Origin of the sequence: Streptococcus nasisuis, assembly GCF_040836615.1 — a bacterium.
GTDB lineage: Bacteria > Bacillota > Bacilli > Lactobacillales > Streptococcaceae > Streptococcus > Streptococcus suis_V.
The window spans coordinates 118,271-142,542 of sequence record NZ_CP162268.1 but is presented as its reverse complement, the minus strand read 5'-3'; the positions used below and the strand labels follow the sequence as shown (position 1 = coordinate 142,542).

The following is a 24,272-nucleotide window of genomic DNA, read 5'->3' as shown; positions in this document are numbered from 1 at the left end:
TCTCCCAAGGAAATCCTATGTGATTTCCTTTTGTTCTATCAACAGGAGGACAGCTATGACCTGTATTTTTTGCCACCAGCTCAAAGAAGAAGATATTCTCTACCAGACGGAATATTTCAAGGTCGTCTGGGATATTGACCCTGTCCAAACGGGGCATCTACTGATTATCAGCAAAGACCACTATGACACGCTCAGCCAAATCCCACCTGCTGTTCGCTACGAATTATCGGACTTGGAAGTCTTTTTGACTGAAAAACTCTGTCAGGAATTAGCGATTGACGGTATGACCATAGCTTGCAATGACCGCTTGTTTGACACTGGTACCCATTTCCATGTCCACTTGATTCCACGCTTTCAATCAGATGGCTTCTGGGACCAAATTTCACTTGAACAAGTGCAACTAGACCTGACTCACTTTCTTCAAGCATTATAAAATCAGCCCGACAAGGATATTATTCAGATAATATATTTTGAGTTTATTGACAAAAAACTTTCCAGTGCTTATATAGTCAATTGAAACAAGAGCAGGACAAAAGTGCCTCAAGAAAAGTATCACAATTTGGCAATACTTTTCTGAGGTGTTTTTTCATTTGAGCCCATGTTTTCTCAATGGGATTATACTCAGGTGAGTAAGGAGGAAGTGGTAAAAGTCTATGACCCTGCTCCTTGCATAACTCTTTTAGCTTACTCATCCGATGAAACCTTGCATTGTCCATAATGATAACAGATGGTCTATCTAAAGTGGGTAGTAAGAATGTTTTAAACCAAGCTTCGAAAAAGTCACTCGTCATGGTTTCTCTGTAGGTCATTGGGGCTATAATCTCACCGTTTATAAGACCTGCGACTAAAGATAGCCGCTGGAATCTTCTTCCAGAGACCTGACCTGTGATCAACTGACCTTTCAAAGATCGACCATATTCTCGATGAAAATATGTCTCAAACCCTGTCTCGTCAATATAAACAGGTGTCAAGTGACTTAAGTTATTAAATTCTTTAAGGAACTGATTTACTTTCTCAGGGTCTTGTTCATAGTAGGTACAGCTCTTTTTTTCGAGTATATCCCATAGCTTTGAGAGCGTAATGAATAGCTGTTGGATGACAGCCAAATTCAGAAGCTATTTCAGTCAAAAAAGCATCTGGATGAGCTTCAAGATAGTTCTTTAATTTTTCTCTATCAACTTTTCTTGGTTTGGTTCCCTTAACTTGGTGATGAAGCTCGCCAGTAGTCTCCATTAATTTTAGCCATTGATAGATGGTGTTGCGTGAAATATCGAAAACAACAGATGCTTCAGTAATACTGCCGGTTTTCTGACAGTATGCGAGAACTTTTTTACGAAAATCTAATGAATATGCCATAAGTACATTATACCACAAATGTACTGTTTTTGTTTCATTGTGCTATACTAACAATCTCATCAAAGTCATTAAGAGAAATGCCTTTGGTTTCAGGAAGATGAAAATTTTAAAAAACGAATTTTGATTGCTTTGAACAGTGAAAAGGGCTGGGGAGAGCCCTTTTCAGCTTATCTCATAAAAAGGCTCTTTGTCAACTGTAGTGGGTAGATGAAAAGCTAACACCTAGAGAGGACGAACTTCGTTCTCTCTTTCTTTATGTTCAAAGCAATCAAAATGCGTTTTTTAAAGTTCTCAAAGTTCCTGAAACCAAAGGCATTTCTCTTAATGACTTTGATGAGATTATTGGTAGCTTCCAGTTTGGCGTTGGAATAAGGCAATTCTAGGGCATTCAAAACCTTGTCTTTATCCTTTAGAAATGTCTTAAATACCGTCTGGAAAATAGGATTAACAGTGGTTATTTCTTGTTCAATTAGGTCAAAGAAATGGTCTGAGTTCTTCTCTTGGAAATGGAATAAGAGAAGCTGATAGAGTTCATAGTGCTGTCGTAGTTCCTCAGAGAAAGACAAGAGTTTTTCCAGGATTTCCTTGTTAGTCAAATGCATTCGAAACATAGGGCGATAAAATCGTTTATCATTGATTTTACGGCTATCTTGTTGTATCAATTTCCAGTAGCGTTTCAAAGCACGGTATTCCTGCGATTTTCTGTCGAATTGATTCATGATTTGAATACGGACACGGTTCATAGCACGGCTAAGGTGTTGAACAATATGAAAGCGGTCGAGTACAATTTTTGCATTCGGAAAAAGCTGTTTAGCAAGTTGATAATAGGGACTAAACATATCCATGGTAATCACTTTGACTCGATTTCTAACCTTTCTAGGATAGCGTAGAAAGTGGTTTCGGATGGTTGCTTGAGTTCTTCCGTCGAGAATGGTGATGACATTTAGGGAGTCGAAATCTTGAGCGATGAAGCTCATTTTCCCCTTCTTGAAGGCATACTCGTCCCAACTCATCACCTCAGGTAGGGTATTCCAATCCGTTTCAAACTTGAACTCATTGAGCTTTCTCATAACTGATGATGTTGAGATAGCTAGCCTGTGTGCAATATGTGTCATTGCTTGATTTTCGATGAGTAACTGGGCGATCTTCTGACTAACAGCGACAGATATTTGATGGTTTTTCTTAACAAGAGGAGTTTCAGCGACAGCCATTTTCCCACATTCTTTACACTTGAAACGACGCTTTTTAAGGCGGATAAGGAGTGGGTAACCAGCAGTTTCTAGGTAAGGGATTTTTGATGCTTTCTGGTAGTCGTACTTAGCCATTTGTCCCTTGCATTCTGGACATTTAGGAGCCATGTAATCCAAGTAACCGTGGAGTTCTAAGTGAGTTCCCATATCATATTCATCAGTGATAGTAATATTTTTGTCTTTAATTCTGAGAAAATTAGTGATAAGATTTAGTTGTTCCATATGAGTCTTTCTAAAATGATAGTTTGAGCACTTTTCATTATAGGTCATATGGGACTTTTTGTATATACTCAAAAAGGCTCCATAATTTCCATGGTGGTTTTACCCACTACAGAAATTATAGAGCCCATAAAAACAAGAAAGAGAGAACGAATTTCGTCCTCTCTAGGTGTTGACTTTTCATCTACCCACTACAGTTGACAAAGAGCCATAATTTCCATGGTGGTTTTACCCACTACAGAAATTATAGAGCCAATATTTTTAACTATACCGGCGGCCGGGGTCGAACCGGCACGTCCTTGCGGACACTGGATTTTGAGTCCAGCGCGTCTGCCAATTCCGCCACGCCGGCAAATAGTTATAACTGGGGTAGCTGGATTCGAACCAACGCATGAGGGAGTCAAAGTCCCTTGCCTTACCGCTTGGCGATACCCCAATATAAAATAGGCGAGTGAGGGGAATCGAACCCCCGAATGTCAGAGCCACAATCTGATGTGTTAACCACTTCACCACACCCGCCATAGAACACGGGCAGTAGGAATTGAACCCACACTGAAGGTTTTGGAGACCTTAGTTCTACCTTTAAACTATGCCCGTAAAGGTATGGAGAGAGAGGGATTCGAACCCCCGAACCCGAAGGAGCGGATTTACAGTCCGCCGCGTTTAGCCTCTTCGCTATCTCTCCAAAATATTAAGTTAATGGCGCGAGACGGAATCGAACCGCCGACACATGGAGCTTCAATCCATTGCTCTACCAACTGAGCTACCGAGCCAAAATTGCGGGAGCAGGATTTGAACCTACGACCTTCGGGTTATGAGCCCGACGAGCTACCTAGCTGCTCCATCCCGCGATAATAAAAAGGAGGATGTGGGATTCGAACCCACGCACGCTTTTACACGCCTGACGGTTTTCAAGACCGTTCCCTTCAGCCGGACTTGGGTAATCCTCCATAAATATAGTCCGTACGGGATTCGAACCCGTGTTACCGCCGTGAAAAGGCGGTGTCTTAACCCCTTGACCAACGGACCATATATGGGCACGAGTGGAATCGAACCACCGACCTCACGCTTATCAGGCGTGCGCTCTAACCATCTGAGCTACGCGCCCAAACCTAAGTTTGGTAAAATGAACGATAAGTTCAAAGCGGGTGACGAGAATCGAACTCGCGACAACAGCTTGGAAGGCTGTAGTTTTACCACTAAACTACACCCGCTTATAATGGGAGTTAACGGGATCGAACCGCTGACCCTCTGCTTGTAAGGCAGATGCTCTCCCAGCTGAGCTAAACTCCCCTTCTGGTCATTCAACTCAACGGTCGAGCATCTGTAGTGTGGAAAGCTACGCTTTCTTCATCCACAACCTGAAACAATCACTAGATCGTTTCAGCTCTCCCAGTGAGCTAAACTCCCAAATGGAATCATCTGATTCCTATGCGCTAAGCGACTACCGTATCTAACAGGGGGCAACCCCCAACTACTTCAGGCGTTCTAGGGCTTAACTGCTGTGTTCGGCATGGGTACAGGTGTATCTCCTAGGCTATCGTCACTTAACTACTGTTGAATGGAATTGTACTCGGACTAAAATCCTAGTGAAAAAGATAAACTTTCTAGAGTCTACAGACTCTGCGTCAGTTTCCTATTTTCTTACGGATTTCGTAACGCCCTCGTTACTTCACTTTATCCACTCAAAATTGAATATCTATATTCTAACAAGAAACAACCACGCTGTCAATATTGACTTCGTTGAATTTTACTGTAATTGTATTCGAACTAAAAAGCTAGTGATTTAGATAAATCCACTTGAAGTCTATCCGACTTCCGCGTTGATTTCCTAAAACCATACGCTTTTCTTAACGTCCTCATTACTTACTTTGGATAAGTCCTCGAGCGATTAGTATTGGTCCGCTACATGTGTCGCCACACTTCCACTTCCAACCTATCTACCTGATCTTCTCTCAGGGCTCTTACTGACATAAAGTCATGGGAAATCTCATCTTGAGGTGGGTTTCACACTTAGATGCTTTCAGCGTTTATCCCTTCCCTACATAGCTACCCAGCGATGCCTCTGGCGAGACAACTGGTACACCAGCGGTAAGTCCACTCTGGTCCTCTCGTACTAGGAGCAGATCCTCTCAAATTTCCTACGCCCGCGACGGATAGGGACCGAACTGTCTCACGACGTTCTGAACCCAGCTCGCGTGCCGCTTTAATGGGCGAACAGCCCAACCCTTGGGACCGACTACAGCCCCAGGATGCGACGAGCCGACATCGAGGTGCCAAACCTCCCCGTCGATGTGAACTCTTGGGGGAGATAAGCCTGTTATCCCCAGGGTAGCTTTTATCCGTTGAGCGATGGCCCTTCCATACGGAACCACCGGATCACTAAGCCCGACTCTTCGTCCCTGCTCGAGTTGTAGCTCTCGCAGTCAAGCTCCCTTATACCTTTACACTCTGCGAATGATTTCCAACCATTCTGAGGGAACCTTTGGGCGCCTCCGTTACCTTTTAGGAGGCGACCGCCCCAGTCAAACTGCCCGTCAGACACTGTCTCCGATAGGGATAACCTATCCGGGTTAGAGTAGCCATAACACAAGGGTAGTATCCCAACAGCGCCTCCTCCGAAACTGGCGTTCCGGTATCATAGGCTCCTACCTATCCTGTACATGTGGTACAGATACTCAATATCAAACTGCAGTAAAGCTCCATGGGGTCTTTCCGTCCTGTCGCGGGTAACCTGCATCTTCACAGGTACTAAAATTTCACCGAGTCTCTCGTTGAGACAGTGCCCAAATCATTACGCCTTTCGTGCGGGTCGGAACTTACCCGACAAGGAATTTCGCTACCTTAGGACCGTTATAGTTACGGCCGCCGTTTACTGGGGCTTCAATTCAGATCTTCGCTTACGCTAAACCCTCCTCTTAACCTTCCAGCACCGGGCAGGCGTCACCCCCTATACATCATCTTATGATTTAGCAGAGAGCTGTGTTTTTGATAAACAGTTGCTTGGGCCTATTCACTGCGGCTGCCTTTAAGACAGCACCCCTTCTCCCGAAGTTACGGGGTCATTTTGCCGAGTTCCTTAACGAGAGTTCTCTCGCTCACCTGAGGCTACTCGCCTCGACTACCTGTGTCGGTTTGCGGTACGGGTAGAGTATGATACAACGCTAGAAGATTTTCTCGGCAGTGTGACGTCACTAACTTCGCTACTAAACTTCGCTCCCCATCACAGCTCAATGTTACAGATACAAGCATTTGACTCATATCACACCTCACTGCTTAGACGGGCACTTCCAATCGCCCGCTTTAGTTAGCCTACTGCGTCCCTCCATCACTTCATACTCTAGTACAGGAATATCAACCTGTTGTCCATCGGATACACCTTTCGGTCTCTCCTTAGGTCCCGACTAACCCAGGGCGGACGAGCCTTCCCCTGGAAACCTTAGTCTTACGGTGGATGGGATTCTCACCCATCTTGCGCTACTCATACCGGCATTCTCACTTCTATACGCTCCAGCGCTCCTCACGGTACACCTTCATCGCCTATAGAACGCTCTCCTACCATACCACATTGTGGTATCCACAGCTTCGGTAATATGTTTTAGCCCCGGTACATTTTCGGCGCAGGGTCACTCGACTAGTGAGCTATTACGCACTCTTTGAATGAATAGCTGCTTCTAAGCTAACATCCTAGTTGTCTGTGCAACCCCACATCCTTTTCCACTTAACATATATTTTGGGACCTTAGCTGGTGGTCTGGGCTGTTTCCCTTTCGACTACGGATCTTAGCACTCGCAGTCTGACTGCCGACCATAAATCATTGGCATTCGGAGTTTATCTGAAATCAGTAAACCGAGATGGCCCCCTCATCCAAACAGTGCTCTACCTCCAAGATTCTTAATGTCGACGCTAGCCCTAAAGCTATTTCGGAGAGAACCAGCTATCTCCAAGTTCGTTTGGAATTTCTCCGCTACCCACAAGTCATCCAAGCACTTTTCAACGTGCCCTGGTTCGGTCCTCCAGTGCGTCTTACCGCACCTTCAACCTGCTCATGGGTAGGTCACATGGTTTCGGGTCTACGTCATAATACTAATCCGCCCTATTAAGACTCGGTTTCCCTACGGCTCCGTCTCTTCAACTTAACCTCGCATCATAACGTAACTCGCCGGTTCATTCTACAAAAGGCACGCTCTCACCCATTAACGGGCTCGAACTTGTTGTAGGCACACGGTTTCAGGTTCTATTTCACTCCCCTTCCGGGGTGCTTTTCACCTTTCCCTCACGGTACTGGTTCACTATCGGTCACTAGAGAGTATTTAGGGTTGGGAGATGGTCCTCCCAGATTCCGACGAGATTTCGCGTGTCTCGCCGTACTCAGGATACTGCTAGGTATAAAGACTATTTCAAATACGAGGCTATTACTCTCTTTGGCCTACCTTCCCAGGTAGTTCTTCTATACTCTTTAAGTCCACATTGCAGTCCTACAACCCCGAAGAGTAAACTCTTCGGTTTGCCCTCCTGCCGTTTCGCTCGCCGCTACTAAGGCAATCGCTTTTGCTTTCTCTTCCTGCAGCTACTTAGATGTTTCAGTTCACTGCGTCTTCCTCTACACTACCTTAACAGTAGTGAGTGACAGGCATCAACCTGCCGGGTTCCCCCATTCGGACATCTCTGGATCTACGCTCACTTACAGCTCCCCAAAGCATTTCGTCGTTTGTCACGTCCTTCATCGGCTTCTAGTGCCAAGGCATCCACCGTGCGCCCTTATTAACTTAACCTTATTAACCTAATTTTTTCAAAAATTAGAAATTGTACTCAGACTAGAAAACTAGTGATTTAGATAAATCCTCTTGTAGTCCTAAGACTACTGCGATGATTTCCTAAAATCATACGTTTTCTTTAACGTCTTCGTAACTTAATTAAACTCATTAAATATTCACAGCGTTTCGGTTTATTTTCTTGTTACTATTTCTATATGTACTTTCATACATAAAGGAATGTTTGATAGATATTCAATTTTCAATGGACAAGTTTAGGATAGGAACGACGGTCGCTTCTACAGAAGTTAGTCGTGAATTCAACTTCACTGTTATTCAGTTTAGTAGGATTTCTATCCTAATGGAGCCTAGCGGGATCGAACCGCTGACCTCCTGCGTGCAAAGCAGGCGCTCTCCCAGCTGAGCTAAGGCCCCGTACACTTTATGTGTCTTGGGTAGGTTTTTAACAAAACCTCTCAAAATTAAAGAAGACTAACGTACAGGTTCCTTATCCTTAGAAAGGAGGTGATCCAGCCGCACCTTCCGATACGGCTACCTTGTTACGACTTCACCCCAATCATCTATCCCACCTTAGGCGGCTGGCTCCAAATGGTTACCTCACCGACTTCGGGTGTTACAAACTCTCGTGGTGTGACGGGCGGTGTGTACAAGGCCCGGGAACGTATTCACCGCGGCGTGCTGATCCGCGATTACTAGCGATTCCGACTTCATGTAGGCGAGTTGCAGCCTACAATCCGAACTGAGACTGGCTTTAAGAGATTAGCTTGCCGTCACCGACTTGCGACTCGTTGTACCAGCCATTGTAGCACGTGTGTAGCCCAGGTCATAAGGGGCATGATGATTTGACGTCATCCCCACCTTCCTCCGGTTTATTACCGGCAGTCTCGCTAGAGTGCCCAACTTAATGATGGCAACTAACAATAGGGGTTGCGCTCGTTGCGGGACTTAACCCAACATCTCACGACACGAGCTGACGACAACCATGCACCACCTGTCACCAGTGTTCCGAAGAAAAATCCTATCTCTAGGACGGTCACTGGGATGTCAAGACCTGGTAAGGTTCTTCGCGTTGCTTCGAATTAAACCACATGCTCCACCGCTTGTGCGGGCCCCCGTCAATTCCTTTGAGTTTCAACCTTGCGGTCGTACTCCCCAGGCGGAGTGCTTAATGCGTTAGCTGCGGCACTGAGTCCCGGAAAGGACCCAACGCCTAGCACTCATCGTTTACGGCGTGGACTACCAGGGTATCTAATCCTGTTCGCTCCCCACGCTTTCGAGCCTCAGCGTCAGTTACAGACCAGAGAGCCGCTTTCGCCACCGGTGTTCCTCCATATATCTACGCATTTCACCGCTACACATGGAATTCCACTCTCCCCTTCTGCACTCAAGTTTGACAGTTTCCAAAGCGTACTATGGTTAAGCCACAGCCTTTTACTTCAGACTTATCAAACCGCCTGCGCTCGCTTTACGCCCAATAAATCCGGACAACGCTCGGGACCTACGTATTACCGCGGCTGCTGGCACGTAGTTAGCCGTCCCTTTCTGGTAAGATACCGTCAAGTGAGAAACTTTCCACTCTTCTCACAGTTCTTCTCTTACAACAGAGCTTTGATGATCCGAAAACCTTCTTCACTCACGCGGCGTTGCTCGGTCAGGGTTGCCCCCATTGCCGAAGATTCCCTACTGCTGCCTCCCGTAGGAGTCTGGGCCGTGTCTCAGTCCCAGTGTGGCCGATCACCCTCTCAGGTCGGCTATGTATCGTTGCCTTGGTGGGCCATTACCCCACCAACTAGCTAATACAACGCAGGTCCATCTCATAGTGAAGCAGTTGCTCCTTTCAAGCATCTACCATGCGGTAAATACTGTTATGCGGTATTAGCTATCGTTTCCAATAGTTATCCCCCGCTATGAGGCAGGTTACCTACGCGTTACTCACCCGTTCGCAACTCATCCGGAAGAAGCAAGCTCCCTCCTTCAGCGTTCTACTTGCATGTATTAGGCACGCCGCCAGCGTTCGTCCTGAGCCAGGATCAAACTCTCATTAAAATTAGTTTGTCCGACTAAGCACTCTGGCTTATCCGTTTATTGTTTTTTTGTCATTGACGATTTATATTTCTATAAATCACCCTGCACGTTTGGTTCGTCTTCTTTAATTTTCAAAGGTCTTGTCGTCTATCGCGACAACTATATCAGTATATCACATCCACGATTTCCTGTCAACTGCTTTTTGAAACTTTTTTTCGTTTCTCCTGCATCAACAGTCCCGCGCGAGACAACTTCATTATTCTATCATCTATTACTATTACTGTCAATAGCTTTTGAATACTTTTTTGAAAAAATTTTCTATTGCCTTATTCTAACAGTCTGCCGGGCTATAAATCTGTTCCTTGGCTTGCTTTTTCTTTCAACTCTGACTGCTTGGCGCGCCGTTGTCTGAAGAAGTCCTGCATGATTTTTACGCAGTCATCCTCCAAGATTCCCGACTCGACTTCAACTCGATGATTGAGACGTGTATCTCGCAGTACATCATATAGGCTACCTGCTGCACCAAATTTTTGATTTGGGGCTCCGTAGATAACTTGTGGGATTCGGGCTAGTCCGATGGCCCCGCTACACATAACACAGGGTTCAATGGTTACAAAAAGGATTGTATCTAGCAAACGCCAGTTCCCTTCAAAGCAATTAGCTTCTTGGATGGCCATGATTTCCGCATGCATGATTGCCTGGTTCAGTTCCTCACGTGCATTGTGACCTCTACCAATAATATTACCATCTTTGACAATTACACATCCAATCGGTATCTCATCCTTGGCAAGTGATTTTTCTGCTTCCTCCAATGCGGCCCGCATGAAGCGTTCTTTTTCTTCTAATGTAAATTCCATACTTCCATTATAACAGAAAAAGAGCTCTCAAAAGAACTCTTCTATAGAATAAACAATTAACCTAAACGTTGCTTAGCGTCTGCTGCACGTTGGAAGGCTTGACCAATATAGTTGATACACAGCATCATCACGAGGATGAAGATAGCAGCTGGCAACCAAATCCATGGCTTATTTTCCAAGATATCTGCATTACGCGCATTGGCAATCAAGGTACCCAAACTTGGCACTGTCGATGGAAGACCGAAACCTAAATAGGTCAATGATGTCTCGATACCGATATTCCCAGCAAAGTTGAGAGTCAGGTTAACGATAATCAAAGAACTTAAGTTTGGCAAGATTTCACGGAACATAATCATGAAATCGCTGGTACCTAGGGTCTTAGAGGCACTCACATAATCCAAACGCGCTTCAGACAAGGTTCTCGTACGGAATAGGCGAGCCTTGCCCGTCCAGAAGAAGGCGCTCATAATCGCGATAAAGTGGAAAATCGTGTAGTTTTTGATGACTGTTACGAAGACGATAATCATCATCAAGTAAGGCAAAATCATGATGAAATCAACGATACGCATCATGAAGCCATCCAAACGACCACCGTAATAACCTGAGATGACACCCAAGGATACCCCAAGGATACTTGTAATGATGGTGATGGCAAAACCAATGACAATGGAATTACGGGCGCCGATAATCAACTGACCTAAAATGTCCTTACCACCTTCATCTGTACCCAGAATATGGCCATCCACACCAGGCGCTAGGTAGCGACCAAGAAGATTGACCTTCATCACTTCCTCTTGATTCAAAACCAGGGCACCAATAAAGACTGTTAACAGTACGGTAACCAAGACAATCAATGAAGCAAGAGCCAGACGGTCTTTCATGAACTCACGCGCAATGACCTTAAAACTTCCCGGAGGAGTTGAGGTCGGTTGAACTTGTTGCTTGTTTTCTTTACTCATTAAACTCCTCCTTTCTATTTCACACGGATACGTGGGTCGACGATACTCATGATAATATCCGAAATCAAGGTACCCAACAATGTACCGAATCCGAAAATCAAGAGCAAGGCCAAGATGACACTGTAATCACGGCTTGACAATGAATTGTAGAACAGCTGACCGATACCTGGATAGGTGAAGATATTTTCAATAAAGATTGAACCACCAATCAAACCAGTTAACTCATAGCCCAAGAATGAGGCAATCGGCAAGATAGAGTTACGGAAAATGTGGCGGTTGTAAACCACTTTTTCTGGCACACCCTTAGCACGAGCTGTACGAACATAGTCCTGACTCTTGGCATCGATAATCCCGGTACGCAAATATTGGATGGTAACCGTTGTGGACAAAATCGCCATGGTTACAGCCGGCAAAATCATGTGATGAATACGGCTCAAGAACATAGCCATACCTTCTAAACCAGAACCAACCGAACCACGAGTAGGGAACCAGCCCAGGCTGAAACCGAACAACCACAGCATAACAATGGCAAAGATAAAGGTTGGAGTTGAAAAGGTCAAGAAGTTATAAACTGTGATGATTTTATCCGCAAGTGAGTTTTGGTAACGACCCGCAATCATCCCCAAAGGAAGGGCGATAAGATAGGTCAAGACCATAGTCAAAAGTGATAACCAAATCGTGTTGTTCAGGCGCTGCATGATAACAGACAAGACTGGCTGTTTAAAGAGAATACTCTGACCAAAATCCCCCTGCAATACATTCCCAATCCAACGGAAGTACTGGACAGGAATTGGGTCATAGTAACCAGCCTCGATACGCATCTTTTCAATAACTGCTGGATCGATCGATGGGTCAATCATCCCAGTGAAGGGATCCCCTGGCATCATTTTTGCAACAAAGAATGCAATGACACTCAGAATGATAATCTGAGGAATCATCATGAGTAAACGTCGTAATACTGTTTTCCACATCTTAGTTCTTACCTCCTTCTGGAAGGGCTACTTGATGAGTTGCTGAAAAAGCTTTTAAATCGTATACACGACCGTTTTCATCATAGTACTGACCTTGTTTTTCTTGGTACTCCTTTTCTGCAGCCAAACGTTTTTCCTTATTTTTCAAACGATTCACCGGATCAATTGATGGAATCGCTGACAAGAGACGTTTGGTGTAGATATGCTGTGGATTACTATAAATATCATGTTTATTTCCTGTTTCTACAAAACGACCACGGTACATGATAAAGAGTTCATCACACATGTGTTGCACCACGCCCAAGTCATGTGAAATGAAAAGGTAAGACAGTTTAAACTCATCCTGGATGCGTTTCATGTAGTTCAATACCTGGGCCTGAACGGATAAGTCCAAGGCTGAAACAGGCTCATCCGCAATAATCAAACGTGGATTACTAGCAAGCGCGCGAGCTACGCCAATACGCTGACGCTGACCACCTGAGAACTCATGCGGATACTTGATAAGAGCATCTTCGTTGAGACCAATGGTATCCAGCAAAGATCGGACACGTTTGCGTTCCTCATCTGGAGAAAGGCGGTCAAAGTTACGAATTGGCTCTGCAATGATATCCAAGATACGCTTTTTAGGGTTAAAACTCGACAAAGAGTCCTGGAAAATCATCTGCACATCACGGTTGAAATTACCTTTTTTCCCACGTGACTTATTGGTCACATTTTGACCTTCATAAATAACCTGTCCAGATGTAGCACGCTCCAAGCCAATAATGGCTTTACCGATGGTCGACTTACCTGAACCAGATTCGCCAACCAAACCGTAGGTCTTGCCTTCTTCAAATTCGAGATTGACACCATCCACCGCATAGACATGGTCTGTCACACGGTTAAAGAAGCCACTACGAATTGGATAATGGACTTTTAAATCTTTTACTTCAATAAATCCCACTCTTAGGCCTCCTCTTTAAAATAGAATGTCTCATGACAGCTACAACGAACAAAATGATTTGGTGAAATCTCGTGCATTTCAGGATTTTCTTCGTGAGCTGCAGCATCCAACCATGGAATACGTGGAGCAAAACGACAGCCTTGACGAATCATTTTAGTAATTGGTGGTACAATCCCTTCAATAACGTGCAAATCTCCCTCGCTACCTGACTGCGGATTAGATTTCAATAATGAACGAGTATAAGGGTGCTTCGGATTTGTAAAGAGCTCTTCAACAGGAGCTACTTCTACGAACTGACCGCCATACATCACGGCCACACGATCCGCAGTTTCTGCTACTACACCTAGGTCATGGGTAATCAGGATAATTCCTGAACCGGTTTCTGCTTGAATGTCGTTCAACAAGTCCAAAATCTGAGCCTGAATCGTCACGTCCAGGGCAGTCGTAGGCTCATCTGCGATAATAATCGGTGGCTTACATGACAAGGCCATGGCAATGATAATACGCTGGCGCATACCACCTGACAGTTCATGTGGGTATTGCTTGAAGGTCCGTTTAGGATTTGGGATACCTACTTGGTCCAAGAGTTCCAAGACACGCTCTGTACGCTGGTTAGCATCCAAATCTGTATGGTAGTACAAGGCCTCATCAATCTGAGCACCGATGGTCATCAAGGGGTTGAGGGATGCCAAGGGATCTTGGAAGATCATACCGATATCATTTCCACGAACCGTATTATAGGCCGCCTCATCCATACCAATCAATTCCTTATCATTGTACTGGATACTGCCTGTAATCTTAGTATTGAGAGGGTTGTGCAATCCCATGATGGTTGTTGCCAAGGTTGACTTTCCACAGCCTGATTCTCCAACGATGGCCAGAATTTCATTTTTTTGCAATGTCAAGTCTACACCGTCTACAGCATCGTAAAACTCATCGCCGATACGGAAGCCAACGTGTAGATTTTTAATGTCTAAAAGCGGTTTTTCAGTTGCCACGCTTTTTCCTCCTTTTATGTCTAATTCACTTATCCATTTACTAGTCTTACAAAATGCGGAAGAAGCTTCCTTAGACAATTCAATCTTGTTAATATAGCAAATGTATTTTTAGAATACTACGTCTACTATACCATAATTATCTGAAAATTCCAATAGCCATCTGAAAAAAGCCAACAAGTTGGCTTTTTTCTCACTATTTTGTTTGAGTTACTTATTCAGCTGCGACACCTTTATCAGCAGTCAATTCGATATTTTCAAGAGCAATACCCTTACCTGAAGCTGAACCATAGTTTGAATCATAGTTTTTCACGCGTTTGTTAAGCGCAGTAATTGACTCAGACTCAAATGTTGGAATCGCAAATGCTTGCTCATGAGCGTATTTTTGCCAAGCCTTATAGTTTTCAAGGTTTGTTTTCTCATCGAATGAAGCAGTAGAACTAATTGCATCCAACAATTTCGTATTTTCTTCAGATACGAAACGTGACATGTTGAAGGCAGCGATAGGACCCCAAGTACCTGTTGGGTTTGGATCGTAACCAGTAGACCAACCACCAGCATACATATCAATTGAAGCATCATTGGCTTGAATTGCATCGTAGAAAGTATTTACTTCAACAGTACGGCCAGTGTACAATTCAACATTCAAGCCAACTTCTTTCCACCAAGCAATGTATTGTTGTACAAGTGCTTCGTTCGCTTCTGTACGTTTACGAGCAGCAAAGGTAATCTTGAATTCCTTACCATCTTTACCTTCACGGATACCATCGCCATCTACATCTTTGTAGCCAGCTTCATCCAAGAGTTTTTTAGCTTTTTCTGGATCGTATGTGTATCCTTCCAATTCAGAATCATGAATATCGCCGAAGAATGAGATAATCAATGAGTTAGCTGGGTGGTATAGACCATTATAGAGTGATTCCCCAGCTGTCTTCGTATCAATCGCATACGCAATCGCTTGGCGAAGATTCACATCATTCATCTTAGCGTTCTCATCCATAACGTTCTTACCAGCAGCTTCGTCATATTTACCAAGGTTGAATGAAATATATTCGTAAGCTGAACCCAAAGATCCAACGATATTCAAGTTAGAAGCATCTTTATATGAATCCAACTGGTCAACAGGCATATCTGCGATATCGTAGTTACCAGCCTTCATTTCAGATACGATAGTATCAGGAGACACGATATCAATCTTGAATGAGCTTGTTTTTGGTGTTGTCCCCTTGAAGAAGTGTTCGTTTGGAACGTAAGTGATAGACTCACCGTTTACGATTTCCTTGATTTTCCAAGGTCCCATACCTACAAGTTTAGCAGTACGTGAATACTCGCTCTTTTCCCAATCAGCTACAGGGATGTCTTTGTAGATGTGTTCTGGTTGGATATAGGCAGGTACATCACCACCGGCATACATCATAGAAGGTGACATTTCTTTCACAGTCAGTTCAACTGTATAATCATCGATTTTCTTGATACCTGAAATGTCTGATGCTTTACCGTCAACAAATTCTTGCATACCCACAATGTTCAAGAATTTATCATCAAAACGAACACCTGTATAGTCTTTGCTTGCCATTGACTTGATAGTGAAGATGTAATCATTAATAGTAAATGGCTCACCATCTGACCACTTGTAATCTTTACCTGTCAAACTAACAGTGATTTTTTTACCTTCTACATCAAATTCAGCTTTAGCAAGACCTGAGTCATCTAATTTACGATCTCCATCGTAACCAAACATTGAAATATCAACCATTCCACCAAATGTTGAATCAATATTATTTTCAGTCAATTCATCGATCAAAAGTCCTGATGAAGTTGTAGCTGAAACCAAAGCGTATTTCAATTGTGCGTCCGCAACAGCTGAACCATCTTGTTTCACTTCTGACGGGAATGATAATTCTTGTTTTTGTGAGCTAGAAGATGACTTAGAGCCACAAGCTGCCAAAACAGATGCAGATAAAAGAGTAATACCTGCTAGAGCAAAGAGTTTTGTTGTCTTTTTCATAAAACACCTCTGTTTTCTTTTTTTTGGGACATAGATTTATGTCTATGAATAATATTATATCATAAAATTTTATTAAAGAAAGCGTTTTTGTCAGAAAATTTTGTAAAAAACCAAATTTTCTATATTTTCTAATAATTTCTAGCCTTTTTTCATGTGTCTAGCCCCTTTACAATATGATATAATAGGAAATAATCGATTAAAAAGGAATTTTATATGAAAAAATACAGTTCTTTCTTGATAGTTTTTCTGCTTTCCATTATTCTAGGAGGCCAAACCAGTCTGGCCGAGGAGCAGGTTTACCAGGCGGCGGCTGAGCATGCCATCGCTATTGAAGTCGAAACAGGAAAAATTTTATACGAAAAAAATGCCCATAGCCCAGCCAGCGTTGCTTCTATCAGTCAGTTGTTGACGGCCTACTTGGTCTATGAAGCTATTGAAGAAGGAAAATTGACAATGGACAGCCCTGTGGCCATATCTGATTTTCCCTATAAGCTGACTCTCAATACAGAAATCAGTAACGTTCTTTTAGAAAGTAGGGAATACACGGTCGAACAGCTGCTCCGGGCATCATTGATTGTTTCTGCCAATAGCGCAACAATTGCTCTGGCTGAGAAGGTGGCAGGTAGTGAGAAAGCCTTTGTGGATTTGATGAGAGAAAAAGTCCAATCCTGGGGTATTGGTGATGCCACGATTGTCAATGCGACTGGCTTGAATAATTCCTACCTCGGGGATGAACGCTATCCCGGCACTGGTAAAGAGGATGAAAATAAATTTTCTGCTGCGGCAATCGCCCTTATTGCCCGTCGTCTGGTCTTGGATTATCCTCAGGTACTAGACATCACCAGCCAACAAAGCTTAACCATGGATGGGCATACCTATTATGGTGGGCATGGGATGTTGGAAGGTAAACCCTATCAGCGTGCAGGTGTAGATGGTTTGAAAACGGGATACTCTGCTACTTCTGGCGCCTCCCTGGTGACAACTGTTGACCAGCAAAATATGCGTGTCCTGACGGTTATCCTCAACGCCGACCACAGCGATATTGATCCCGATTACCGCTATATCGCAACGACCAATTTGCTCAACTATGTTGCCCAGCATTTCCAATCTATTACCTATCTAGGGCAGGGGCAAGCCTTTGATGACAGCTCTATTGAGATTTTCAATGGGCGCGTCGACACTAGTCCAGTTGTTGCCCAAAGAGACTTTAGAATTCCAATCAAACGCTCGGCTGTCGAATTGCCAACCGCTTCTTTTAAATCAGTCGAAGGCCCTCTTGAGGCACCACTTAAAAAAGGAACAGCAGCCGGAAGACTGTGGCTCCATGACTCCGACTTGATCGGCAAGGGTTACATTCAAGAACAGCCAAGCCTTGAAATGGTCATCGAAAAAGAAGTCAAGGCTGATATTTGGCCCGTCTCTTGGTGGAATTACTTCGTCCGCTATGTCAATGAAAAACTGTAATAACAGCAAAACGACTCCCGCTTTTCGCACGGAAGTCGTTTTTTGTATATGTCGATAAGCTAGAAAAGAAACCAGTCGCTTTGCTTAACTGTTTATTTGGCTCAGACAATCATAGGAGAGATTGGCTGAGGTGGGAAATAGGAACTGACGGAAGTCAGTTTACTTCACAGCGACGTTTACTAATTTATTCGGATACAACAGTCTAGGAATAGACTGTTGCTGATAGGAAATAGGGCTAACAAGCGAGTTTATTTCACAACAATATTAACGAGCTTGTTCGGTACCGATATTACCTTAACAACTGTCTGTCCTGCAATTTCAGCTTGGACTTTTTCGTCTGCAAGGGCAACTTTTTCAAGGTCTGCTGGTGCTAGGTCTTTGGCTACGGTCAAGCGAGCTTTTACTTTACCCTTGATTTGGACAACGATTTCCACTTCGCTTTCTACTAGCTTGCTTTCGTCATAGACTGGCCATGCGACATAGCTGATTGACTGGCCTGTTGCTGCCAGACCCTGCCAGAGTTCTTCTGCCAAGTGTGGTGCAAATGGGGCAATCAATTGGACAAAGCCTTTGGCGTAGTCAACATAAAGCTTGTCTTCCTTGTTGGCTGCGTTGACAAAAATCATGAGCTGGGCGATAGCCGTGTTGAATTTCAGGTCTTCGATATGCTCTGTCACCGTCTTCACAGTTTCATTGTAAACCTTATCAAGCGCTCCGCTATTGTCCACCACAAGCTCCTTGGTAGTCAAGAGGCGATAAACACGGTCCAGGAACTTACGGCTGCCTTCAAGGCCTTCTTCTGACCAAGCGATTGACGCATCAAGTGGACCCATGAACATTTCATAAACGCGGAGGGTGTCCGCACCGAATTGCTCGACCACATCATCTGGGTTAACCACGTTTTTAAGAGACTTAGACATCTTAGCTGGTGCCTGCTCCAACTCCTCACCAGTTTCGATGTTGAAGAAGGAACCGTCGCGTTTTTCCACCTTGTCAGTCGCCACAAGGGCACCACGGCTGTCACGGTAGCTAGTTCCCAAAATCATGCCCTGGTTAAAGAGTTTTTGGAATGGCTCTTTGGTCGGCACAACGCCAAGGTCATAGAGGAACTTGTGCCAGAAGCGAGCGTAGAGCAGGTGAAGGACTGCGTGCTCGGCACCACCGATGTAGATGTCCACTGGCAACCAAGCTTTGAGAAGTTCCTCGTCTGCTAATTTCTCATCGTTGTGCGGGTCGATGTAGCGGAGGTAGTACCAGCTAGAACCCGCCCATTGTGGCATGGTGTTGGTCTCACGGCGACCTTTTACGCCGTCTTCCCGCACCACTTCCAACCAGTCTGTCAAGTTAGCAAGAGGTGACTCCCCTGTACCTGAAGGCTTGATATCTGAGGTTTTTGGCAATACCAGAGGTAACTCATTTTCTGTTACTGCTGTGGAAGTTCCGTCTTCCCAGTGGATGATTGGAATTGGCTCACCCCAATAGCGCTGACGGCTGAAGAGCCAGTCGCGGAGGCGGTAGGAAATTTTTTCTTGACCAACACCATTTTCTTCCAACCAAGCCACCATTTTGGCAATGGCTTCTTCCTTGTTAAGACCATCTAGGAAGTCCGAATTGATATGGGCACCGTCCTCAGTGTAAGGCGCTTCATCTACATTGCCACCTTCCAAAACTGGAATGATGTCCAAGTTAAACTGCTTGGCAAATTCCCAGTCTCGCTCGTCATGAGCAGGAACGGCCATGATAGCACCTGTTCCGTAGCTTGCCAGTACATAGTCGGCAATCCAGATTGGAATTTCTTTACCGTTGACAGGGTTGATGGCATAGGCACCAGTCCAAACACCTGTCTTGTCTTTTGCCAAATCTGTACGAGCCAGGTCTGATTTAAGAGAAGCTTGGCGTTTGTATTCTGCCACAGCTTCTGCTTGTTCAGCTGATGTGATACTATCTACCAAGTCATGCTCAGGGGCAAGAACTGCGTAGGTGGTCCCGAAAAGGGTGTCAGGACGAGTGGTAAAGACTGTGAAGTCCTTGTCTGTGTCCTTGATTTTGAAGGTGACATTGGCACCCGTTGACTTGCCGATCCAGTTGCGTTGCATGTCCTTGATAGACTCTGGCCAATCAACATCTTCCAAGTCATTGAGCAAGCGTTCTGCATAGGCAGTGATTTTCAGCATCCATTGACGCATTGGCTTGCGAACAACTGGGTAGCCACCACGCTCAGATGTTCCGTCAGGAAGGACCTCTTCATTGGCGATCGCTGTTCCCAATTCTTCTACCCAGTTAACAGGCACTTCTGCCTCGTAGGCTAGGCCTTTTTCATACAACTTGGTGAAAATCCACTGGGTCCACTTGTAGTAGTTAGGGTCTGTCGTATTGACCTCACGGTCCCAGTCGTAAGAAAAGCCAAGGGAGTTAATCTGACGTTTGAAGTTGGCAATGTTTTCTGCCGTAAAATCAGCTGGGTCATTTCCCGTGTCCATAGCGTATTGCTCTGCTGGCAGGCCAAAGGCATCCCAACCCATTGGGTGAAGAACGTTATAGCCTTGGGCACGCTTGTAACGGCTGAGAATGTCTGTCGCCGTATAGCCCTCAGGGTGACCAACGTGCAAGCCCGCACCAGACGGATAAGGGAACATATCTAGGGCATAAAAGTTTGGCTTGTCCGCATCTGTTCCTGTCTTGAAGGTATGGTTTTTTGCCCAAAATTCCTGCCATTTTGGTTCAATTTCCTTGTGATTATAGAAACTCATATCATTTCTCCATGTCAAAAAATTATCTTTACTATTATATCACGAAATAAGGAAAGAAAAAAGGTAGAAATAAACGCAAACTGCCGGGTATCCAGAGGAAAAAAACAAAAATAATGTTGTTTTTTACATCAATCGATCATCATTTCTCCAAGTATCCCTTTAAATCCTCAATCGCTCCCATTCCATCCTGTAATCCAGCCTGATAAATTTCTTCAAATTTTTCTGGATTCTTCTCTAAACGGCCAATTTGTAAAGCTTGATGAGGCCTGATAACATAAATCTGGCCTTCATTTTCTAGCTGGATGATTTTTTCGACAGTTTGATTATAATGTTGATACCGTTTTGATGCGACAGATACAAATTTAGGATACTTTCTATAAAACATGCGGTAAATCCTTCCGATTGAAGCCTTTTTACGATAAGTAATTGGCTGCGTCAAGATAACAATGAGTTTGTCAAACCCCAGGCTTCTAGCAAAATCCACAGGGATGGAGTCCGAAAGACCACCGTCTAAATATTTTTTCCCATCAACTTCGATAATTTTTGAAACCACTGGAAGAGCCGAGCTGGCTCGCAAGAGCTCCATCTGCTCAAAGACATGGTCAATTTTGTAATACTCAGGCAGACCAGTTTCGACATTGGTCACTGTCACATAGAAAGGCACGCCGGACTTGGCAAAGGCCTCTTGGTCAAATTTGTCCAGCTCCATAGGCACCTTGTAGTAGGTAAAATCCTTGTTGACCACATTACCCGTCAGCAACCAAGACCGCAAGCTCATATAGTTCTTGTCCTTGATGAAACGCTTATTGTAGCGGAGAGCTCTCCCACGTTGCTTGGATAGAAAATTGACACCAAAAAGCGCTCCAGCCGATACACTGACAATCCCGTCCACCTTGATGCCTGCATCCAAAAACGCATCTAGCACACCAGCCGTGTAGAGCCCACGCATACCGCCACCCTCTAAAACCAGACCAACCTTCATCCGACACCTCCACAAAAAAATATGATTCTATTGTAACAGAAAAAACTCTCTAGGGTATATTTTAGCCAATCAACAAGATGCACGCTCTTTCCATCAAAAGTGATGACAAGCTATAATAGGTCAATCAATATAAAATGAGGACGAACATGATTGGCATTAAAGAAATCACCCACGAAAACCAGCAAGATATCAACATCCCCAATCAACCCTTCCCTCTGATTGGTCGGCTTATCCCATCCTATCAGAACCAGGCTTGGGCCAGCCAAGCAGTCCTTTTTGAGCCAACCGAATGGGTGACCTTTCCTGATGAAAACTACGATTTTGAACAAATACAGGATAGCCATATCTTCATCGGCGCCTATGATGACAACAAATGTGTCGGCTTTGCTAGCATGCTGATAGACAAGACCAAGGAAATTGCTCAGTCAAATGGTTACCAGGGAATTTATACCATCGCTCAAGACAACAATCTCATCGCCTGTCAATTTTACCAAAAGGTCGGTTTTGAAATTGGTGGTCTAGATACCAGGGGTTACAAAGGAACTACTCAAGAAGGCAAGGCTGACATCTATTTTTATTTGGATTGTGACTAAGACATGGCAATGTCCATGAATCTCTACTTTCCTCGTCTGGGGCAGATAAGGATTTTCTCTGTATCAAAAAACTTGGCCAGGTGACCAAGTTTTTATTTGTTTCTCTTTAGTAGCCCATGCCACCCATGCCATCCATACCTGCTGGCATAGCTGGAGCAGCTGGTTCTGGTTTGTTGGCAACAACTGCCTCGGTAGTCAAGATGAGACTGGCAACAGATGCCGCATTTTGAAGAGCTGAACGAGTCACCTTAACAGGGTCGATAATTCCTTCTTCCATCATATTGACCCATTCACCTGTTGCAGCGTTGAAACCTGTGCCAAGCTCAGAATGTTTCAACTTGTCAATCACAACAGAGCCTTCGTAACCAGCATTGTAAGCAATCTGACGAACTGGTTCTTCCAAGGCACGCAGAACAATATTGCGACCTGTCTCATCATCACCAGACAAGTCCAACTTAGCCACGCTGTCAATCACGTTGACAAGGGCTGTACCGCCACCGGCTACAATTCCTTCTTCGACCGCAGCACGGGTTGCGTTGAGAGCATCTTCGATACGGAGTTTCATTTCTTTCAACTCAGTCTCAGTTGCCGCGCCGACCTTAATTACTGCCACACCGCCAGACAATTTAGCCAAGCGTTCTTGGAGTTTTTCGCGGTCAAATTCAGAAGTTGTTGACTCGATTTGTGACTTGATAACTGCCACACGATTGCTGATAGTCTCAGGATTGCCAGCGCCTTCCACAATAGTTGTGCCGTCTTTATCAACTACGACCTTGGCAGCTTGACCAAGCGACTCGATAGTCGCATCTTTTAGGTCCAGCCCCAAGTCCTCTGTAATCACGGTACCGCCTGTCAAGATAGCAATATCTTCCAACATAGCCTTGCGACGGTCACCAAATCCAGGCGCCTTAACCGCTACAACGTTGAAAGTACCGCGGATTTTATTAAGAACAAGCGTTGGCAGAGCCTCACCATCCACATCATCCGCCACTATCAAAAGCGGTCGATTGGTTTGAAGAATGCTTTCCAAGAGTGGCAAAATCTCTTGAATATGAGAAATCTTCTTATCCGTCAAGAGGATAAATGGATTTTCCAGTTCTGCCACCATTTTTTCATTGTCCGTTACCATGTATTGAGACAGATAACCGCGGTCGAACTGCATACCTTCTACGACATCCAACTCTGTTTCCATACCGCGAGATTCTTCAATGGTAATGACACCATCTGTTCCCACGCGCTCCATGGCCTCTGAAATATACTCACCGACTTTTTCAGAACGGGATGAAACTGCCGCAACCTGAGCAATTTCTGCCTTGTTTGAAACAGGAATAGCTTGCGCTTTCAAGGCATCCACTGCTGTCGCGACCGCAGCTTCAATCCCTCGACGGATACCGATTGGGTTGGCACCAGCTGTCACGTTTTTCAAGCCTTCACGGACAATAGCTTGGGTCAAAACAGTCGCTGTTGTCGTACCGTCACCTGCAATATCGTTGGTCTTAGATGCGACTTCCGATACCAATTTGGCACCCATGTTTTCAAAATGATCTTCAAGCTCGATTTCTTTGGCAATGGTTACCCCGTCATTAGTAATCAAGGGTGAGCCATAAGCTTTTTCCAAGACTACATTGCGGCCTTTAGGACCCAAGGTTACTTTTACAGTATCTGCCAAAATATCAACACCGCGTACCATGCTCTCACGCGCATCTGCTGCAAATTTAATTTCTTTTGCCATTTTATTTCCATCCTTTGTATCAATTAAATATTATAAAGTGCTATATTTCTTCCAATTTCCATAAAAATATCAGATTATCCCAAAAAAAGTGTTCAAAGTAGACCACAAGATAATCACAAATTTGCTCTAGTGATTGTTCTGTTACATCTAAAGTAATATATCGTTTGGAGCGATAATCCAAAATTGTCATACCATCTAACAAGGGCGGCAAGACTGTTTCCAAGGATTGAAACCAAGGTTTCTTAATTGGAAAAGCTAAGTTTAGCATATCGTCTGACGTCAATTGAAACCAAATTTGCTGCTGGTTTCCTTGTTCCCAGGCAGTTATACAGTTTCCGGACGTGCTAGCTTGCAAAAAATTCTGAAGAATCTCACTTAGCTGTTCTTTCAAGT

The 24,272-nt window shown here is 44.4% G+C and carries 15 protein-coding genes, 13 tRNA genes, 3 rRNA genes and 1 pseudogene; 4 read left to right on the top strand and 28 right to left on the bottom strand.

Translation table 11 applies throughout. The features are described 5' to 3' along the window. Positions 1–55: 55 nt before the first annotated feature. Positions 56–433 (top strand): HIT family protein, encoded by a 378-nt coding sequence (locus AB1F57_RS00865; RefSeq protein ID WP_170238603.1) that lies wholly within the window; start codon positions 56–58, stop codon positions 431–433. Between the two features lie 76 nt (positions 434–509). Here the strand turns inward: AB1F57_RS00865 and AB1F57_RS00860 are convergent. Next, a protein-coding gene (locus AB1F57_RS00860) for an IS630 family transposase (protein WP_367985596.1) occupies positions 510–1,356 on the bottom strand; the annotation gives its coding sequence in 2 pieces (ribosomal slippage) (positions 510–1,050 and positions 1,049–1,356; 849 coding nt in all). A gap of 46 nt (positions 1,357–1,402) precedes the next feature. Here AB1F57_RS00860 and AB1F57_RS00855 point away from each other — a divergent pair. Beyond that, positions 1,403–1,563: pseudogene (locus tag AB1F57_RS00855) on the top strand (transposase); the annotation flags it as partial. An 8-nt stretch (positions 1,564–1,571) separates the two neighbouring features. Here AB1F57_RS00855 and AB1F57_RS00850 read toward each other — a convergent pair. The 23 genes from AB1F57_RS00850 to AB1F57_RS00740 form a co-directional block, all read right to left on the bottom strand. Next, positions 1,572–2,828, bottom strand: a complete 1,257-nt coding sequence (locus tag AB1F57_RS00850; RefSeq protein WP_174853283.1) for an ISL3 family transposase — start codon at positions 2,826–2,828, stop codon at positions 1,572–1,574. Positions 2,829–3,093: 265 nt separating this feature from the next. Then, positions 3,094–3,177, bottom strand: a tRNA-Leu gene (locus AB1F57_RS00845). A 12-nt stretch (positions 3,178–3,189) separates the two neighbouring features. Then, positions 3,190–3,261 (bottom strand) — tRNA-Gln (locus tag AB1F57_RS00840). 10 nt (positions 3,262–3,271) lie between these two features. Continuing rightward, positions 3,272–3,344: transfer RNA gene (locus AB1F57_RS00835), tRNA-His, on the bottom strand. Positions 3,345–3,351: 7 nt separating this feature from the next. After that, positions 3,352–3,422 (bottom strand) — tRNA-Trp (locus tag AB1F57_RS00830). 7 nt (positions 3,423–3,429) lie between these two features. After that, positions 3,430–3,510: transfer RNA gene (locus AB1F57_RS00825), tRNA-Tyr, on the bottom strand. 15 nt (positions 3,511–3,525) lie between these two features. After that, positions 3,526–3,598 (bottom strand) — tRNA-Phe (locus AB1F57_RS00820). Between the two features lie 4 nt (positions 3,599–3,602). Next, positions 3,603–3,676, bottom strand: a tRNA-Met gene (locus AB1F57_RS00815). A gap of 9 nt (positions 3,677–3,685) precedes the next feature. Then, positions 3,686–3,775 (bottom strand) — tRNA-Ser (locus tag AB1F57_RS00810). 7 nt (positions 3,776–3,782) lie between these two features. Further along, positions 3,783–3,854, bottom strand: a tRNA-Glu gene (locus AB1F57_RS00805). A gap of 5 nt (positions 3,855–3,859) precedes the next feature. Continuing rightward, positions 3,860–3,933 (bottom strand) — tRNA-Ile (locus AB1F57_RS00800). A gap of 35 nt (positions 3,934–3,968) precedes the next feature. Further along, positions 3,969–4,039 (bottom strand) — tRNA-Gly (locus tag AB1F57_RS00795). A 6-nt stretch (positions 4,040–4,045) separates the two neighbouring features. Next, a tRNA-Val gene (locus tag AB1F57_RS00790) sits at positions 4,046–4,118 on the bottom strand. 142 nt (positions 4,119–4,260) lie between these two features. Beyond that, a 5S ribosomal RNA gene (rrf, locus tag AB1F57_RS00785) occupies positions 4,261–4,376 on the bottom strand. Positions 4,377–4,696: 320 nt separating this feature from the next. After that, positions 4,697–7,600 (bottom strand): 23S ribosomal RNA (locus tag AB1F57_RS00780). Positions 7,601–7,941: 341 nt separating this feature from the next. Next, positions 7,942–8,014 (bottom strand) — tRNA-Ala (locus AB1F57_RS00775). 83 nt (positions 8,015–8,097) lie between these two features. Then, positions 8,098–9,646, bottom strand: a 16S ribosomal RNA gene (locus AB1F57_RS00770). Together the 16S, 23S and 5S rRNA genes with 13 tRNA genes alongside form the textbook arrangement of a ribosomal RNA operon. Positions 9,647–9,972: 326 nt before the next feature. Beyond that, positions 9,973–10,482 (bottom strand): tRNA adenosine(34) deaminase TadA, encoded by a 510-nt coding sequence (tadA, locus tag AB1F57_RS00765; RefSeq protein WP_167785098.1) that lies wholly within the window; start codon positions 10,480–10,482, stop codon positions 9,973–9,975. A 56-nt stretch (positions 10,483–10,538) separates the two neighbouring features. Further along, positions 10,539–11,441, bottom strand: a complete 903-nt coding sequence (locus AB1F57_RS00760; RefSeq protein ID WP_167785097.1) for an ABC transporter permease — start codon at positions 11,439–11,441, stop codon at positions 10,539–10,541. 14 nt (positions 11,442–11,455) lie between these two features. Next, positions 11,456–12,412: an oligopeptide ABC transporter permease gene (gene opp4B, locus AB1F57_RS00755; protein ID WP_167785096.1), complete on the bottom strand. Its 957-nt coding sequence runs from the start codon at positions 12,410–12,412 to the stop codon at positions 11,456–11,458. Position 12,413: 1 nt separating this feature from the next. Further along, positions 12,414–13,355, bottom strand: coding sequence for an ATP-binding cassette domain-containing protein (locus AB1F57_RS00750; protein WP_167785095.1), 942 nt, complete (start codon positions 13,353–13,355; stop codon positions 12,414–12,416). Between the two features lie 2 nt (positions 13,356–13,357). Then, positions 13,358–14,353: an ABC transporter ATP-binding protein gene (locus AB1F57_RS00745; RefSeq protein WP_167785094.1), complete on the bottom strand. Its 996-nt coding sequence runs from the start codon at positions 14,351–14,353 to the stop codon at positions 13,358–13,360. A 211-nt stretch (positions 14,354–14,564) separates the two neighbouring features. Next, positions 14,565–16,358: an oligopeptide ABC transporter substrate-binding protein gene (locus AB1F57_RS00740; protein WP_167785093.1), complete on the bottom strand. Its 1,794-nt coding sequence runs from the start codon at positions 16,356–16,358 to the stop codon at positions 14,565–14,567. 213 nt (positions 16,359–16,571) lie between these two features. Here AB1F57_RS00740 and pbp3 point away from each other — a divergent pair, with 213 nt between their 5' ends. Beyond that, positions 16,572–17,822 carry a D-alanyl-D-alanine carboxypeptidase PBP3 gene (gene pbp3, locus AB1F57_RS00735; protein ID WP_167785092.1) on the top strand — a complete coding sequence of 417 codons (1,251 nt, stop codon included), beginning with the start codon at positions 16,572–16,574 and terminating at the stop codon, positions 17,820–17,822. A 248-nt stretch (positions 17,823–18,070) separates the two neighbouring features. On the opposite strand, the gene leuS is transcribed toward pbp3, so the two are convergent. Together leuS and AB1F57_RS00725 are read right to left on the bottom strand one after the other, a co-directional pair. Next, complete coding sequence (gene leuS, locus AB1F57_RS00730; protein ID WP_167785091.1) at positions 18,071–20,572, bottom strand: leucine--tRNA ligase; 2,502 nt, start codon at positions 20,570–20,572, stop codon at positions 18,071–18,073. 139 nt (positions 20,573–20,711) lie between these two features. Continuing rightward, positions 20,712–21,554: a patatin family protein gene (locus tag AB1F57_RS00725; RefSeq protein ID WP_367985908.1), complete on the bottom strand. Its 843-nt coding sequence runs from the start codon at positions 21,552–21,554 to the stop codon at positions 20,712–20,714. A 146-nt stretch (positions 21,555–21,700) separates the two neighbouring features. Between AB1F57_RS00725 and AB1F57_RS00720 the strand changes: the two genes are divergently transcribed. After that, positions 21,701–22,147, top strand: coding sequence for a GNAT family N-acetyltransferase (locus AB1F57_RS00720; protein ID WP_367985907.1), 447 nt, complete (start codon positions 21,701–21,703; stop codon positions 22,145–22,147). Between the two features lie 106 nt (positions 22,148–22,253). On the opposite strand, the gene groL is transcribed toward AB1F57_RS00720, so the two are convergent. Both groL and AB1F57_RS00710 read right to left on the bottom strand, forming a co-directional pair. Next, a complete protein-coding gene (groL, locus tag AB1F57_RS00715) occupies positions 22,254–23,879 on the bottom strand; it encodes a chaperonin GroEL (protein WP_167785088.1) in 1,626 nt (541 codons plus the stop codon). Between the two features lie 40 nt (positions 23,880–23,919). Further along, complete coding sequence (locus AB1F57_RS00710) at positions 23,920–24,270, bottom strand: hypothetical protein (RefSeq protein ID WP_167785087.1); 351 nt, start codon at positions 24,268–24,270, stop codon at positions 23,920–23,922. Positions 24,271–24,272 lie beyond the last annotated feature (2 nt).

What these genes read in the sequence shown, in the direction of transcription:
- AB1F57_RS00725 (WP_367985908.1), bottom strand. Translation starts at nt 21,554, where the DNA reads ATGAAGGTTGGTCTGGTTTTAGAGGGTGGCGGTATGCGTGGGCTCTAC.
- leuS (WP_167785091.1), bottom strand. Translation starts at nt 20,572, where the DNA reads ATGAGTTTCTATAATCACAAGGAAATTGAACCAAAATGGCAGGAATTT.
- AB1F57_RS00720 (WP_367985907.1), top strand. Translation starts at nt 21,701, where the DNA reads ATGATTGGCATTAAAGAAATCACCCACGAAAACCAGCAAGATATCAAC.
- AB1F57_RS00760 (WP_167785097.1), bottom strand. Translation starts at nt 11,441, where the DNA reads ATGAGTAAAGAAAACAAGCAACAAGTTCAACCGACCTCAACTCCTCCG.
- pbp3 (WP_167785092.1), top strand. Translation starts at nt 16,572, where the DNA reads ATGAAAAAATACAGTTCTTTCTTGATAGTTTTTCTGCTTTCCATTATT.
- groL (WP_167785088.1), bottom strand. Translation starts at nt 23,879, where the DNA reads ATGGCAAAAGAAATTAAATTTGCAGCAGATGCGCGTGAGAGCATGGTA.
- opp4B (WP_167785096.1), bottom strand. Translation starts at nt 12,412, where the DNA reads ATGTGGAAAACAGTATTACGACGTTTACTCATGATGATTCCTCAGATT.
- AB1F57_RS00865 (WP_170238603.1), top strand. Translation starts at nt 56, where the DNA reads ATGACCTGTATTTTTTGCCACCAGCTCAAAGAAGAAGATATTCTCTAC.
- AB1F57_RS00850 (WP_174853283.1), bottom strand. Translation starts at nt 2,828, where the DNA reads ATGGAACAACTAAATCTTATCACTAATTTTCTCAGAATTAAAGACAAA.
- AB1F57_RS00740 (WP_167785093.1), bottom strand. Translation starts at nt 16,358, where the DNA reads ATGAAAAAGACAACAAAACTCTTTGCTCTAGCAGGTATTACTCTTTTA.
- tadA (WP_167785098.1), bottom strand. Translation starts at nt 10,482, where the DNA reads ATGGAATTTACATTAGAAGAAAAAGAACGCTTCATGCGGGCCGCATTG.